11 protein-coding genes are annotated in these 14,042 nt (G+C 42.1%); 4 read left to right on the top strand and 7 right to left on the bottom strand.

Annotated elements, in window-relative coordinates; all coding sequences use genetic code 11:
• Nucleotides 1–2 precede the first annotated feature (2 nt).
• The 6 genes from SCRDD08_RS02400 to SCRDD08_RS02375 form a co-directional block, all read right to left on the bottom strand.
• Nucleotides 3–683, bottom strand: coding sequence for an ABC transporter ATP-binding protein (locus SCRDD08_RS02400; RefSeq protein ID WP_061422277.1), 681 nt, complete (start codon nucleotides 681–683; stop codon nucleotides 3–5).
• Entirely contained in the window at nucleotides 680–1,258 is a 579-nt protein-coding gene (locus SCRDD08_RS02395) for a TetR/AcrR family transcriptional regulator (protein ID WP_061422276.1), read from the bottom strand. Before SCRDD08_RS02395 ends, SCRDD08_RS02400 begins: the two co-directional genes overlap by 4 nt.
• Before the next feature lie 279 nt (nucleotides 1,259–1,537).
• A complete protein-coding gene (locus SCRDD08_RS02390) occupies nucleotides 1,538–2,893 on the bottom strand; it encodes a bacteriocin secretion accessory protein (RefSeq protein WP_061422274.1) in 1,356 nt (451 codons plus the stop codon).
• Nucleotides 2,894–2,907: 14 nt separating this feature from the next.
• Entirely contained in the window at nucleotides 2,908–5,061 is a 2,154-nt protein-coding gene (gene comA, locus SCRDD08_RS02385; protein ID WP_061422271.1) for a peptide cleavage/export ABC transporter ComA, read from the bottom strand.
• A gap of 364 nt (nucleotides 5,062–5,425) precedes the next feature.
• On the bottom strand, nucleotides 5,426–5,686 hold the full coding sequence (locus tag SCRDD08_RS02380; protein ID WP_061422269.1) for a hypothetical protein: 261 nt from the start codon (nucleotides 5,684–5,686) through the stop codon (nucleotides 5,426–5,428).
• Nucleotides 5,687–5,717: 31 nt separating this feature from the next.
• Nucleotides 5,718–5,891 carry a class IIb bacteriocin, lactobin A/cerein 7B family gene (locus tag SCRDD08_RS02375; protein WP_061422267.1) on the bottom strand — a complete coding sequence of 58 codons (174 nt, stop codon included), beginning with the start codon at nucleotides 5,889–5,891 and terminating at the stop codon, nucleotides 5,718–5,720.
• A gap of 225 nt (nucleotides 5,892–6,116) precedes the next feature.
• Here SCRDD08_RS02375 and rnhC point away from each other — a divergent pair, with 225 nt between their 5' ends.
• The 3 genes from rnhC to recD2 all read left to right on the top strand — a co-directional run bounded on the left by rnhC (nucleotide 6,117) and on the right by recD2 (nucleotide 10,097).
• Nucleotides 6,117–7,001, top strand: a complete 885-nt coding sequence (gene rnhC / locus SCRDD08_RS02370; protein ID WP_061422265.1) for a ribonuclease HIII — start codon at nucleotides 6,117–6,119, stop codon at nucleotides 6,999–7,001.
• Between the two features lie 3 nt (nucleotides 7,002–7,004).
• Entirely contained in the window at nucleotides 7,005–7,637 is a 633-nt protein-coding gene (lepB, locus tag SCRDD08_RS02365; RefSeq protein ID WP_048765885.1) for a signal peptidase I, read from the top strand.
• Between the two features lie 75 nt (nucleotides 7,638–7,712).
• Entirely contained in the window at nucleotides 7,713–10,097 is a 2,385-nt protein-coding gene (gene recD2 / locus SCRDD08_RS02360) for an SF1B family DNA helicase RecD2 (RefSeq protein WP_061422264.1), read from the top strand.
• Between the two features lie 102 nt (nucleotides 10,098–10,199).
• Here the strand turns inward: recD2 and dinB are convergent, their stop codons facing one another.
• Nucleotides 10,200–11,264, bottom strand: coding sequence for a DNA polymerase IV (gene dinB, locus SCRDD08_RS02355; protein WP_061422262.1), 1,065 nt, complete (start codon nucleotides 11,262–11,264; stop codon nucleotides 10,200–10,202).
• 391 nt (nucleotides 11,265–11,655) lie between these two features.
• Here dinB and pflB point away from each other — a divergent pair, with 391 nt between their 5' ends.
• Complete coding sequence (gene pflB, locus SCRDD08_RS02350) at nucleotides 11,656–13,971, top strand: formate C-acetyltransferase (RefSeq protein ID WP_061422260.1); 2,316 nt, start codon at nucleotides 11,656–11,658, stop codon at nucleotides 13,969–13,971.
• Nucleotides 13,972–14,042: the final 71 nt, after the last annotated feature.

Here is a 14,042-nt window from a genome sequence, read left to right as displayed (position 1 = left end):
GCTTACCATCCAATCTCATAGGCCGTCTTGGGCTGGCTATTTCTCTCTAAGCTTTGAATCTGACCGCTATTGATATGGACAATAGTCTTAGCCATCTGAGCAATATTTGCATTGTGAGTCACCATGACCAGCGTAAAACCTAGCTCCTCTTGAAGACTTGAAATATAGGCTAGAATCTGACGACCTGTTGCTTCGTCCAAGGCTCCAGTAGGCTCGTCCAAAAAGAGGACACGCGGTCTTTTAGCTAGGGCTCGTGCAATAGCCACCCGCTGCTGCTCACCACCTGACAGCTGACTTGGATAATGCTGAAGTTTATCACCTAAACCTAAAGCCTCCAAAATACGGACATAATCTTGATTGCCTGCTAGGTTGGCGCCCATTTTGACATTTTGCTCCACTGTAAGATTTGGAAGTAAGAAATACTGCTGAAAAATAAAGGCAATCTTCGCTCGACGAAAAGCCGTTAATTGACCTTCTGTCTGCTGGGATAGATCTTCCTCACCGTAGTACACATGACCACTGTCTGGCTTTTCTAGGCCTGATAAAACGTTGAGCAAGGTTGACTTTCCAGATCCAGAAGCTCCCAAAATGACCAAGTAATCTTGGTCAGCAATCTCCAAATCAATTCCTTTTAAAACTTCTCTCCCATTGTAGGATTTGCGAATTTCCTTTAATCTAATCATTCTTGCTTTCCTTTCATTTCCTTTAGGAGGGCAGTAAATACTTGCGTTAAGCGCTCTGTCACTTCCTCCTGACTAAAAGAATAAATACCCGATGCTATCATGCTAGCCAAACCATGAGAATAGATAAATAAATGCTGATAAACGAACTCTGCACTCTCTATGGACATGGGATAATCCTCCACAATCGACTCTAATATCTGCTGATAACTATGGTCTTTCTGAGGTAAAAAGTTCTTGAAAGACTCAATGGGGTGCTTGTGAGGATTTAGATAGAGAATTTTAAAAAGCTGAGGCTCCTGACTGGCAAAAAGGATATAGGCCATGCCAACTGCTCTGAAAGGCTTGGCTCGCTCCAAAGCCGAACGAATATATTGGACCAAAACGAATTCAGCCGCCCGAACAACCGAATGACTTAGATCCTCCATATTTTCAAACTGACCGAAAATAACCTTGGGGCTAGACTGTAATCGTTCCGCTAGAGAACGAGCGGTCAAACCAGCTAAACCGTCTTCCCTGACAATCCCTAGAGCTGCTTGGATAATTTCATCACGAGTAAATTTATTTTTAGGTGGCATCAAAACTCCTTTTAGATACGATTGTTGCACAACATATGTTTCTTAAAATATAATATCACACAGAACATTAAAAAACAAGTATAAAAAGAAGCCTTTCGGCTTCGATTTTTTGTATGATAAATCGCCAAATAAAACGGGATCCTCATTTAGTCAACAAGAGGGTAACAAACAAACTCTTTTCCTCTATCTTTTAGGGATCTGTAAAAACCATGGTTGTACTTTGGTTTTTCATATTTGCGAGATAAGAACTTCAATCAAGACTTATTAAACATTCTTTCTTTAGTCTCTTCTCAAGAATTGATCCAAGTAATAGTCAAAGTAGGTTTTGCTTCCTGTAATGACTACCGCACGACCTTCAATACCATAACGCATCTTCTTGGCTTGGGCATCCGTTAAGCTTATTTCAGCTTCCACCTTAAAGAAATTGCCTTTTTCCGTTTTCGTCGCATTGTTGTCAATGTTTGAAATTTTAGATTTGAGAACAAATTCTTTATTATTTCCATCCATTGCAGTGAAACGCAGAGTCTCACCTTTTTTCAGACTAGCTACATCTTTCGAGGTCACATAGGTTGTGATGACAACCTTTTTTTCCTTGGTCAAAACAGGATACAACTGAGCGAGTAACTTCCCTTCGGGAACCAGATTCGCTCCTGCTGTTTCAGGATTTAGATGGAGAATACCATCTTCAGTTGCTGTGATCATGCCCTTTTGAGTGATACCACCTTGCACCTTGAGATTATTTTCAACTTCTAAAATCTTTTGATTCAAGGCCGTCAATTCTTGACCAACTTTAGTCAACTGCTGAGCTTTCAAAGACTCAAGCTGGCTATCCAGGCTACCAGAATAGGCTTGCTGAGCACCAGAGCCCGCATACTGCACCCGATAACCTGCAAGAGCTGATTCAAACTGAGAAATCTGACTATCAATTTGCGAAAGAACCTGACTCTTTAGCTGACCTTGACTATCTGCAGCAGCTTGTGTCTCATAAGCCTGATAGATGCTATAGCCGGCATTAGTCGAAGGGACACTTGTCCCATTTTGGATAGCATTTCTAAGGGTCTGGTAATCTGCTAATTTGGCATTTGTTTCATTGATCAAATTCCCCAGCTCTGCCTGTGAATTGCTAGCTGCTGAATTTTGAGAAGCAATGGTCGAATTTTGCTGCTCAGTATTACTACGGATACTCGCAGCTTGATTCTTGTAATCATTAAATGCTTGCTCATAGCCGAAGCGATCCTCTCCTGAAAACTGGCTAGTCCCCGTCTTCAGACTTTCTTGCAGCAGCTCCAATTGACGTTTTTGCTCCTTCAAGCTTTCTACTTGAGAGGAGAAGGTTTCTTTTTGAGTATTTTCACTATCAGACTTATACTGAACTAAAAGATCCCCTTTTTTAACAATCTTGTTTTCCTTCAAATTATTAGTGACAATGGCATTGTTACTGGTTGATTGGATGTTAGCCAGAATCTTGCTAGGCTCAATAGAAGCACCTGAAGTAATAGTGATTTCTTTTTTAGCAAATAGGGAGAATAAGACCACAAAAATCAACAAGAAGAAAGTCGGTAAAATCACGCGCACAGAAAAGCTAGAATATCTACGGTTATAAAATTCAGCACTCTCTAAGTAATGTTCTTCCATCTTCTTTCTCCTTTCTAACTATTCACCAGATGAGCATAGAAGCCATCCTGAGCAACCAACTCTTCATGCGTTCCTTGCTCCACGATTTCACCCTTGTCCAGAACAACCACTTTTTCAGATCGCTCCGCAATAGTCAATCGATGGGCAATGAAAATGATGGTCTTGTCCAACTCCAAAAGGTTGTCAATAATCTTTTTCTCTGTCAAGATATCCAGATTGCTGGTCGCCTCATCAAGGATCAAAACAGGAGCATCGGTCAAAAGAGCCCGAGCCAAGGCCAAGCGCTGACGCTGACCACCTGAAATTCCTGAACCATCCGATGTCAATTCTGTTTGGTAATTCAAAGGCATCCGTTCAATATCTTCACGGATTTCTGCAATTTCCAACGCCCGAATGATTTCTTTCTGAGTCGTTCCAGGCTTGGCACCTAGGAGAACATTCTCTAAGATGGTCCCATTAAAGACATAAGGCTGTTGCGGCAAGTAATTGATATGACGGCGCAAGACATGCTTATCAATCTGATTGAGGTTGATATTATTAACCAGAATTTCTCCCTCGTTTGGATCGTAAAAGTTCACGATCATCTTAGCAAGAGTCGTCTTTCCAGAACCAGAAATTCCTACAAAGGCCACCTTGCTGCCTCTTTCAATGGTCAAATTAATATCTGACAGAACGTTTCGTCCATAGCCATACTTGTAGCTGACATTTTTCAACTCAATGTCGCCCTTGGTCATGCTCAAATCACGGATCGCTTTTTTATCCATAAATTCAGAGTCAACCAGATAAACCTCGTTCAAGCGATTATTGGCAACTTGTGCAGTCTGAAGCTTGGTTTGTAAATTGATAATGTTTTCCAGCGGATTTGTGAAATAAACCAGCAAAGTATTATAAGTAATCAATTGCCCCAAGGTCATTTTATTGTCCATAACCAAAAGGGCTCCCATCCAAAGGATTGCAACATTCAGCAAGAGCTGAGCCGTCTTCTTCAAGCCGATTTGGATGTTTTCCATCCGACTATAGGCAAATGATTTCTTCAGATAGTCAACAAATTCTCTATCAATCTTTTGATAGCGGAAATCTTCACTTGTCAAGGATTTGATCGTCTCAATACCATTGATATCTTCGATAATAGAAGAAGACAAAATGGCATTAGATTCCATCGTATCGCGATTCATTTTTTCAAATGGCTTCATGAAAGCAAAAATCACGACGATATAGATTGGCAGCGAGAGCAAACTGATGAAGAACAAATAGAAATTTTGCGAGAACAAAACAATTGCCATAACGACAACGATAGAGACATCCAAAAAGATGGACAGAATAGTACTAGCCAAGGCATCAATGATACTATTGGCATCGTTGAAGCGCGATACGATTTCCCCTGTCCTTCTCGTCGCAAAAAAAGACATGGGCAGATGAAAGACATGCTTGATATAGGACAAAATCACATCAATCGAAAGACGTTGGCCCAAGATGAGAAGCAGATAGCTCTGAGCATAAGTTAGAACCTGTTGCAAAATGTAGACGACTATTAGACCGAGAGAAATGATCCCTAAGGTATTCCTCATCTGATTCGGTACGTAAGTATCAATAATCCCCTGCATGTAGTAAGAGCCCACGATATTGATGATCGTCACCAGCATCGTTGCGATAACGATATTGGCAATCAGTCCCTTTTGTTTCATTAAAATTGGAACAAAAGACCAGAGACCGTTTTTCTTTTCCTTGTGTGGTCTATATTCTGGCGCTGGGGCGATGAAAATAGAGACACCTGTCCACTCTTGCGCAAACTGTTCCTTAGAAAGTTTGGTCATTTTAACAGCCGGATCTGGATCCGCAATATAAACCGAATGTTTATCGTGCCCAGTCACAACATAATAGTGAAGCAATTTCTTATCTTTGATAACATGGGCGATAAAAGGATAAACGATGCCCTTCATATCAAATAAAGACATATCTGCTTTAAAGGCTCGTGTTTCAAAACCTAACTCTTCCGAAACCTTCACTAGCCCAAAAGCAGTTGTTCCTCTTAAAGTTGTCTTGGCCATTTCACGCAAACTAGCCAAAGAATAATAGGAACCATAATAGCCATATATCATGGCTAGCGCTGCTACACCACAATCTCTCGCGTCAACTTGAGCCCTATAATGACGCTTTGTAAATCTCATACAAACTCCTTTATTCACAAAAGTGTAAATTTGCTTTTATGGAGAACGACCCTCGCATAAAAACTCCTAATTAGTAAACATACTATTCAATAAAAACTGCTTGTCAACTTTATCCATAGCGGTTCTCTCTAGCAAAAAAACAAGTATAAATTAGGAAGAAAACTTTCACAACGAGCAAAAAATAGATATCTCTATCATACACTAATATGGCGTATTTTTCCAATGGTATCAGTCGTTTTACTCCATGTAAACATAAAATTACTTAAAAAACAGACATAAAGTAACTTTATCAGACCATTCTACACTAAAAAGCCTCTTGTCCCAATCAAGACGAACAAGAGGCTCTATGTCGAAACAAAAAATATTAGTTAAAAATTCCTTGGTCTGCGCCACCACCGTTGTTAGTGCCACCACCGTTGCTAGAACCAGATCCTGATCCAATTCTAGAACGAATACGACCATATGCACGAACAGCAAGTCCACGTACAGTGCGACCAACTTCACGACCGATATCAAATACGGCACGTACAAGGTCACCACCGACCCATCCACCTTCTACTTCAACCAATTCAGCTTCAGTAAGTGGCATAAATTTTTGATCCAATGATTTAAAATCTTTGTTCATGAAATTCACCTTCTTCTATTTGAAATACTAATTAGCTAAAAAGTCCTACTAAGAAGCCTGAAACCAATGAGCCACCCAAAATAGCCAATGATACTGTGAAAATATCAACAGGGACACCGTAGAATGACCATCCACCGTCGATCATCATCATTTCTTCTTCAGTCAACGCAGCAAATTGGTTGTCCATCATAGCAAAGTTTTCCATATGTGTTCTCCTTTTTTACAAGGTCTTCTTAACCTTGTTAATATATTGTTTGCGGTCAGTTTTTTTCAAACATTGACCCAACACCTATATTATACAACAACCATATATGGTTCAACATGACATTGATGTCATGTTGGGAAGAAAAATGTGTAATTTTTTCATAATCTTTTAAATATCCTATTTTTCCCATTTTCCCTAGTTTCATTTTATGGTACAATAGGGGCTATGGAAAGTATAACTTTAAGTCCTAAACAAGAAGAAATTCAGGCTTTTGTCCAGAAATATCAAGACAAGCTTGTGCCCAGTAAAAATCAGTATATCCAATACTTACTGAAATTAAACCAGGCAACTGTTAGTATCTATACTTCTGGTAAGGTTCTTTTCCAAGGAGAAAAAGCCAGGCATTATGCTGCTTTTTTCGGCCACCAAGTCGAAGAAACAGTCGACACTACTCAGAATATTGCTCTTATTGGTACTGATGAGGTCGGAAATGGCTCTTACTTTGGTGGTTTAGCAGTTGTTGCTTCCTTCGTCAGCCCAGAACAACACACTTTCTTGCGCAAGTTGGGCGTGGGCGATTCGAAGGCCTTGACCGACCTTAAGATTCGGCAGCTGGCACCAATTCTGAAAAAAGAAATCCAACATCAGACTCTGCTCCTGTCTCCAGAAAAGTATAACGAAGTGATTGCCTCTGGTTACAATGCCGTGTCTGTCAAGGTGGCCCTTCACAATCAAGCCATTTATCTGCTGTTACAAAAAGGTTTGACACCAGAAAAAATAGTCATCGATGCCTTTACCAGTCAGCAGAATTATGACAAATACTTGCAAAATGAAAAAAATCATTTTCCAAATCCTGTTAGCCTCATTGAGAAAGCAGAAAGAAAGTTTCTAGCTGTCGCTGTTAGCTCCATTATCGCCCGTGACCTCTTCCTGGAAAATCTGGAAAATTTAAGTCAAGAACTTGGCTACACCCTTCCGAGTGGAGCTGGGAGCAAGAGTGACCAGGTTGCTAGCCAAATCCTCCAAGCCTATGGAATGGCTGGCCTCCAGCATACTGCTAAACTTCATTTTAAAAATACAGAAAAAGCTAAAAAGCTCTTAGAAAGGTAGACTATGAAAAACAAACGCTTTGACTTCCGTGCCTTCCTCAAGGAGTGGGGAGTCTTTACCCTGATTATCTCTGTTATCTTACTCACTCGCTGGCTGCTCTGGGCACCTGTCAAGGTAGACGGCCACTCAATGGACCCAACCTTAGCCAATGGGGAGTATCTGATGGTTTTGAAACACCAGTCCATTGATCGCTTCGATATTGTCGTAGCCTCTGAAAAGGATGACGATGGCAAAAAGAAAGAAGTCGTCAAGCGAGTGATTGGTCTTCCGGGCGATACCATTCAGTACGAAAACGACACCCTTTATATCAATGGTAAAAAAACTGATGAATCTTACTTAACAGAATACATCAAGAAATTCAAAAAAGACAAGCTCCAATCTACTTATGTAGGCAAGGATTACACGGACAACGGAACTTTCTTCCGCAAGCTGGCCTCTCAAGCCCAAGCCTTTACCGTGGACAAGGAAGGTAGCCCCGTCTTTACCATCAAACTCCTAGATGATGAGTACCTGCTTTTAGGTGACGATCGCATCGTGTCCAAGGATAGCCGTCAAGTAGGTGCCTTTAAATCCAGTCAGATTCAAGGCGAAGCTAAATTCCGCATCTGGCCAATCCTACCTTTCAAGACTTACTAATACTTAAGAGTATACTCCATCCAAACTCAGTTGACTACTCAGCTGGGTTTGCTTTTTAAAGAGCATATATAAACAATGACAGAATTTTATTTTTCAGGCACTATTGAGCGCATCATTTTTGAAAATCCCAGCAATTTCTTTCGAATCCTCCTCTTGGATATCCAAGACACGGATTGTGAAGATTTTGATGATTTTGAGATTATCGTGACCGGAACCATGGCCGATATTATCGAAGGCGAGGATTATACATTTTGGGGCAACCTAGTCCAACATCCAAAGTACGGACAGCAGCTAAAAATTTCCCGCTACGAGAGGGCAAAACCGACTAGCAAAGGGCTGGTTAAATATTTTTCCAGTGACCACTTTAAAGGCATCGGGGTCAAGACAGCTCAAAAAATTGTGGAACTCTATGGGGATGAAACCATTGATAAGATTTTAGCTGAGCCAGAAAAACTTAAAGAAATCGCTGGCCTTTCTGCCAAGAACCGAGAAGCCTTTGTGGCCAAACTGCAACTCAACTATGGAACAGAGCTGGTCTTAGCCAAACTGGCTGCCTACGGCATTCCCAACAAACTAGCCTTTCAGATTCAGGAAACCTACAAGGAAGAAACGCTGGAAATTGTCGAGCACTATCCCTACCAACTAGTTGAAGATATCCAAGGTATCGGTTTTAAAATTGCTGACCAGCTGGCCCAGCAGTTGGGAATTGAAAGTGATGCCCCTGAGCGTTTTCGGGCTGGCTTGATTCATACCCTCCTGACCCAATCCATGGAAACTGGCGATACCTATTTGGAAGCCAGAGACCTATTGGCACATACGATTGATCTTCTGGAGAGTTCGCGCCAAGTAGAGCTAGACCCTAGTCTGGTAGCCGATGAATTAGCTCACCTGATTGAAGAAGACAAAGTCCAAAATGTTGAGACTAAGATTTTTGAAAACAGCCTCTTCTTTGCCGAGGAAGGTATCCGCAGCAATCTGGTCCGCCTCTTGGAAAAAGGCCATCAGGATCGCTTTGAAAACGAAAAAATCCTCGATGCCATCAGCCAAGCTGAAGATGACCTAGGCATCCACTATGATCAGATTCAGAAGCAGGCTATTTTCGACGCCATTACACAAAAAGTCTTCATCCTGACTGGTGGACCAGGAACAGGAAAAACAACCGTCATCAATGGTATCATCGCTGTCTATAGCCAGCTTCGAGACTTGGATTTGAAAAAGAAGGCAGATTTGCCCATTCTCCTTGCTGCTCCGACTGGTCGAGCTGCTCGCCGTATGAACGAACTGACTGGACTACCCAGCGCTACGATCCACCGACATCTCGGTATGACTGGAGATGATGATACCAGTCATTTGGATGATTATCTGGATGCTGACTTTATCATCGTGGACGAGTTCTCCATGGTGGACACTTGGCTGGCCAATCAGCTCCTCAGCAATATCTCCACCAATACCAAACTGCTCTTGGTTGGGGATGCAGAGCAGTTACCCTCTGTCAGTCCTGGGCAGGTATTAGCTGACCTATTGCAAATACCGAGTATCCCCCAAACCAAGCTGGAAAAAATTTACCGTCAGAGCCAAGATTCGACCATTGTCACTCTGGCTAGTCAAATCCAAAAAGGACTACTACCAGAAGATTTTACTGAGAAAAAAGCGGATCGTTCTTATTTTGAAGCTCGAAATGAACACATCCCGCCCATGATTGAACGAATCGCCAGCGCAGCTATTCGCAGCGGCATCCCAGCTCAAGATGTGCAAGTGCTGGCTCCCATGTACCGCGGACAGGCCGGTATTGACCAGATTAATAGCCTCATGCAAAATCTCATCAATCCTGTGGAAAAAGACCAGCTGACCTTTGAAGCACCCGATTGCCAATATCGACAAGGAGACAGGGTTATCCACTTGGTCAATGATGCCGAAAGCAATGTTTTTAACGGTGACTTAGGCTACATCGTCAACCTGCTCCCAGCTAAGTACACCGAGTCCAAGCAGGACGAATTAACCATCAACTTTGACGGCAATGAAATTAGCTACCAGCGCAGCGAATGGTACAAAATTCGCCTAGCCTATGCCATGAGCATCCACAAGTCTCAAGGTAGCGAGTTTCCCGTGGTCATCCTGCCTATCACCCGCAGCAGCCACCGCATGCTCCAGCGCAATCTGGTCTACACTGCTATTACCCGAGCCAAGAGCAAACTAATCCTACTTGGGGAAAAGTCAGCCTTTGACTACGCCGTAAAAAATACCGGAACAGCTCGCAAAACCTATCTGATTGAGCGCTTTGAAGATGTAGAACCCTCTCAAGAAATTATCCACAATCCTGTGGATAACAGCGAATCGCCTGTGGAAAACTATATCCTTACGGAGGAAAATATCCTAACAATCGATCCTCTAATCGGACTGACCGAGGAGGATATCCACAGTATATTTGACAATGACAACCAAATAGAAACAGATGCCTAGGTCTACCTTTGAAGCTGTCATAAAAGTTTACAGAGTGCCTTATCAAATATTCCCTATAAAAATAGCGTCTGAGACAGTTGTGTCCCAGACTCTTTTACATTCTTATCCAAACCCCGTCACTGTCAGTCCTAATAAGCGAACGCCTCGCGGCTGCTCTTCCAGGCTGTCATAGATTTCATGACTAACCCGCTCAATCACTTCGACTTCCTTCGTTTCTTGCTCCAAGGTCCTCCTTTTGGTTAGGGTTGAAAAGTCAGCATAGCGGATTTTGAGGACAACCGTCTTGCCAGCTTTCTGGTGTTTCTCTAAGCTGAGAGCGACCTTAGCTGCCAAGCGAGATAGTTCTTTTTTTATATCCTCCTCGCCATGGAGCAATTTAGCATAGGTTCGCTCCTTACCGATAGACTTGCGGATACGATTGGACTTGACCGGACTATCGCTGATGCCACGCGCTTTCCGGTAGAGATCAAAGCCAAAGCGGCCGAACTTATCAATCAAGGTCATTTCCGGTATCTTGAGCAAATCTGCGCCAGTATAGACCCCCATATCATGCAGTTTCTCAACACTCTTCTTCCCCACCCCATGAAATTTGGCAATGTCCATAGACGCCAAAAAAGCCTCTGCCTCTTCGGGTAAAATAACCGTCAGACCGTGCGGTTTCTCATAATCACTGGCAATCTTGGCCAGAAACTTATTATAAGAAACACCTGCCGAAGCCGTCAGCTGCAATTCATTCCAGATATCGTGCTGGATCAACTTGGCTATCTTGACCGCAGATTTAAGCCCTAGCTTATTCTCCGTCACATCCAGATAAGCCTCGTCGATGCTCATGGGCTCAATTTTATCCGTATAGCGTTTAAAAATCTCTCGGATCTGCAAGCCAACTGTTTGGTATTTTTCGTAATTCCCTGAGATGAAAATTCCCTGCGGGCAACGCTCATAGGCTTCCTTGGAGCTCATAGCCGAATGAACCCCGAACTTTCTGGCCTCATAATTGCAGGTGGAGACGACACCACGACCGCCAGTCAAGCGTGGGTCGCTGCCGATGATGACCGGATGCCCCTTTAACTTAGGATTGTCCCGCTCTTCGACCGAAGCAAAAAAAGCATCCATATCAATATGAATGATCTTTCGCGATGTGTCATTGATTAGCGGAAAAATTAGCATGCCGTCTCCTATAAGTTAGAATAGCTCTTTAGCAAATTTTATCATTTTTAAAGCAAGTTTCAAAGGATTTTTACTCAAAAGCAAGACCGGAAAATGTGAGAAACTTTCTGAGATGCATAGACAAAGTAATAAAATAGGAATTTCCGTATTGGACAAATTCTCCATAGTAACGTTCAAAGCAAGTACAAAATAATTCAACTTATCAGCTTCTTTCTACTATTTTCATTTACCATTTTCAAAATTATAAAACAGTTTGCAATAAAATATCAATCTGTATTATAAAAGAAAGCCTCTTTTAGCTCTGAAATTCGTTTGTGAAACCGATTACCTTATGATATACTTTAATTATAAATGTAACAGTTTATGTTGCTAGAATAAAGAGGAAAATCTAATGGTTGTTAAAACAGTTGTGGAAGCTCAAGACATTTTTGACAAGGCTTGGGAAGGCTTCAAAGGTGAAGACTGGAAAGAGAAAGCAAGTGTTTCTCGCTTCGTTCAAGCCAACTACACACCTTATGATGGAGATGAAAGCTTCTTGGCAGGTCCTACTGAGCGCTCACTCCATATCAAAAAAATCGTAGAAGAAACAAAAGCTCACTACGAAGAAACTCGTTTCCCAATGGACACTCGTCCAACATCTATTGCAGATATCCCTGCTGGTTATATCGACAGAGATAACGAACTAATTTACGGTATTCAAAACGATGAACTCTTCAAATTGAACTTCATGCCAAAAGGTGGTATCCGTATGGCTGAAACAACTTTGAAGGAAAATGGTTATGAACCTGATCCAGCTGTTCACGAAATTTTCACAAAATATGTGACAACTGTTAACGACGGTATTTTCCGTGCTTATACTTCTAACATCCGCCGTGCTCGTCACGCCCACACTGTAACAGGTCTTCCAGATGCCTACTCACGTGGACGTATCATCGGTGTTTACGCACGTCTTGCTCTTTACGGTGCAGACTACTTGATGCAAGAAAAAGTCAACGACTGGAATGCAATCAAAGAAATCGACGAAGAAACAATCCGTCTTCGTGAAGAAGTAAATCTTCAATATCAAGCATTGCAACAAGTCGTTCGCTTGGGTGACCTTTACGGAGTTGATGTCCGCAAACCAGCGATGAATACGAAAGAAGCCATCCAATGGGTTAACATCGCCTTCATGGCTGTCTGCCGTGTTATCAACGGTGCTGCTACATCTCTAGGACGTGTACCAATCGTACTCGACATCTTTGCAGAACGTGACCTTGCTCGTGGTACATTTACTGAATCAGAAATCCAAGAATTTGTTGATGATTTCGTTATGAAACTTCGTACAGTGAAGTTTGCTCGTACAAAAGCTTATGACCAATTGTACTCAGGTGACCCAACCTTCATCACAACTTCTATGGCTGGTATGGGGAACGACGGTCGCCACCGTGTTACGAAGATGGACTACCGTTTCTTGAACACTCTTGACAACATCGGTAACTCTCCAGAGCCAAACTTGACAGTTCTCTGGACTGACAAATTGCCATACAACTTCCGTCGCTACTGTATGCACATGAGCCACAAACACTCTTCTATCCAATACGAAGGTGTAACAACAATGGCTAAAGACGGATACGGAGAAATGAGCTGTATCTCATGCTGTGTGTCACCACTTGACCCAGAAAACGAAGAACAACGCCACAACATTCAGTACTTCGGTGCTCGTGTAAACGTTCTTAAAGCCCTTCTTACTGGTTTGAACGGTGGTTACGATGATGTGCATAAAGACTACAAAGTATTTGACATCGATCCTATCCGTGACGAAGTTCTTGAATTCGAATCTGTTAAAGCGAACTTTGAAAAATCTCTGGACTGGTTGACTGACACTTACGTAGATGCCTTGAACATCATCCACTACATGACTGACAAGTACAACTACGAAGCTGTTCAAATGGCCTTCTTGCCAACTAAACAACGTGCTAACATGGGATTCGGTATCTGCGGATTCGCTAACACTGTTGACACATTGTCAGCTATCAAGTACGCTACCGTTAAACCAATCCGTGACGAAAATGGCTACATCTACGATTACGAAACAATCGGTGAATACCCACGTTGGGGTGAAGATGACCCACGTTCAAACGAATTGGCAGAATGGTTGATCGAAGCTTACACAACTCGTCTACGTAGCCATAAACTTTACAAAGACGCTGAAGCTACAGTATCACTTTTGACCATCACATCTAACGTTGCTTACTCTAAACAGACTGGTAACTCACCAGTCCATAAAGGTGTATACCTCAACGAAGATGGTTCTGTGAACTTATCTAAACTTGAATTCTTCTCACCAGGTGCTAACCCATCTAACAAAGCGAAAGGTGGTTGGTTGCAAAACTTGAACTCACTTGCTAGTCTTGACTTCAGCTACGCAGCTGACGGTATCTCATTGACAACTCAAGTTTCACCTCGTGCTCTTGGTAAGACTCGTGACGAACAAGTTGATAATTTGGTAACAATCCTTGATGGTTACTTTGAAAACGGTGGACAACACGTTAACTTGAACGTTATGGACTTGCAAGATGTTTATGACAAGATCATGTCTGGCGAAGACGTTATCGTACGTATCTCTGGATACTGTGTAAACACTAAATATCTCACTCCAGAACAAAAAACTGAATTGACACAACGTGTCTTCCACGAAGTTCTTTCTATGGATGATGCACTTAGCTAAGCCTCTTTCCTAATTGTAAAACCAGCTGAAAATCAGCTGGTTTTCTTTTACTTTGGAGAGATAGCTTTGAG

Origin of the sequence: Streptococcus cristatus (assembly GCF_001578775.1) — a bacterium.
GTDB classification, from domain to species: Bacteria; Bacillota; Bacilli; order Lactobacillales; family Streptococcaceae; genus Streptococcus; species Streptococcus cristatus_A.
The sequence above is the reverse complement of the archived record's forward strand: the minus strand, read 5'-3'. Positions and strand labels throughout refer to the sequence as shown.

What these genes read in the sequence shown, in the direction of transcription:
- SCRDD08_RS02400 (WP_061422277.1), bottom strand. Translation starts at nt 683, where the DNA reads ATGATTAGATTAAAGGAAATTCGCAAATCCTACAATGGGAGAGAAGTT.
- SCRDD08_RS02395 (WP_061422276.1), bottom strand. Translation starts at nt 1,258, where the DNA reads ATGCCACCTAAAAATAAATTTACTCGTGATGAAATTATCCAAGCAGCT.
- SCRDD08_RS02390 (WP_061422274.1), bottom strand. Translation starts at nt 2,893, where the DNA reads ATGGAAGAACATTACTTAGAGAGTGCTGAATTTTATAACCGTAGATAT.
- comA (WP_061422271.1), bottom strand. Translation starts at nt 5,061, where the DNA reads ATGAGATTTACAAAGCGTCATTATAGGGCTCAAGTTGACGCGAGAGAT.
- SCRDD08_RS02380 (WP_061422269.1), bottom strand. Translation starts at nt 5,686, where the DNA reads ATGAACAAAGATTTTAAATCATTGGATCAAAAATTTATGCCACTTACT.
- SCRDD08_RS02375 (WP_061422267.1), bottom strand. Translation starts at nt 5,891, where the DNA reads ATGGAAAACTTTGCTATGATGGACAACCAATTTGCTGCGTTGACTGAA.
- rnhC (WP_061422265.1), top strand. Translation starts at nt 6,117, where the DNA reads ATGGAAAGTATAACTTTAAGTCCTAAACAAGAAGAAATTCAGGCTTTT.
- lepB (WP_048765885.1), top strand. Translation starts at nt 7,005, where the DNA reads ATGAAAAACAAACGCTTTGACTTCCGTGCCTTCCTCAAGGAGTGGGGA.
- recD2 (WP_061422264.1), top strand. Translation starts at nt 7,713, where the DNA reads ATGACAGAATTTTATTTTTCAGGCACTATTGAGCGCATCATTTTTGAA.
- dinB (WP_061422262.1), bottom strand. Translation starts at nt 11,264, where the DNA reads ATGCTAATTTTTCCGCTAATCAATGACACATCGCGAAAGATCATTCAT.
- pflB (WP_061422260.1), top strand. Translation starts at nt 11,656, where the DNA reads ATGGTTGTTAAAACAGTTGTGGAAGCTCAAGACATTTTTGACAAGGCT.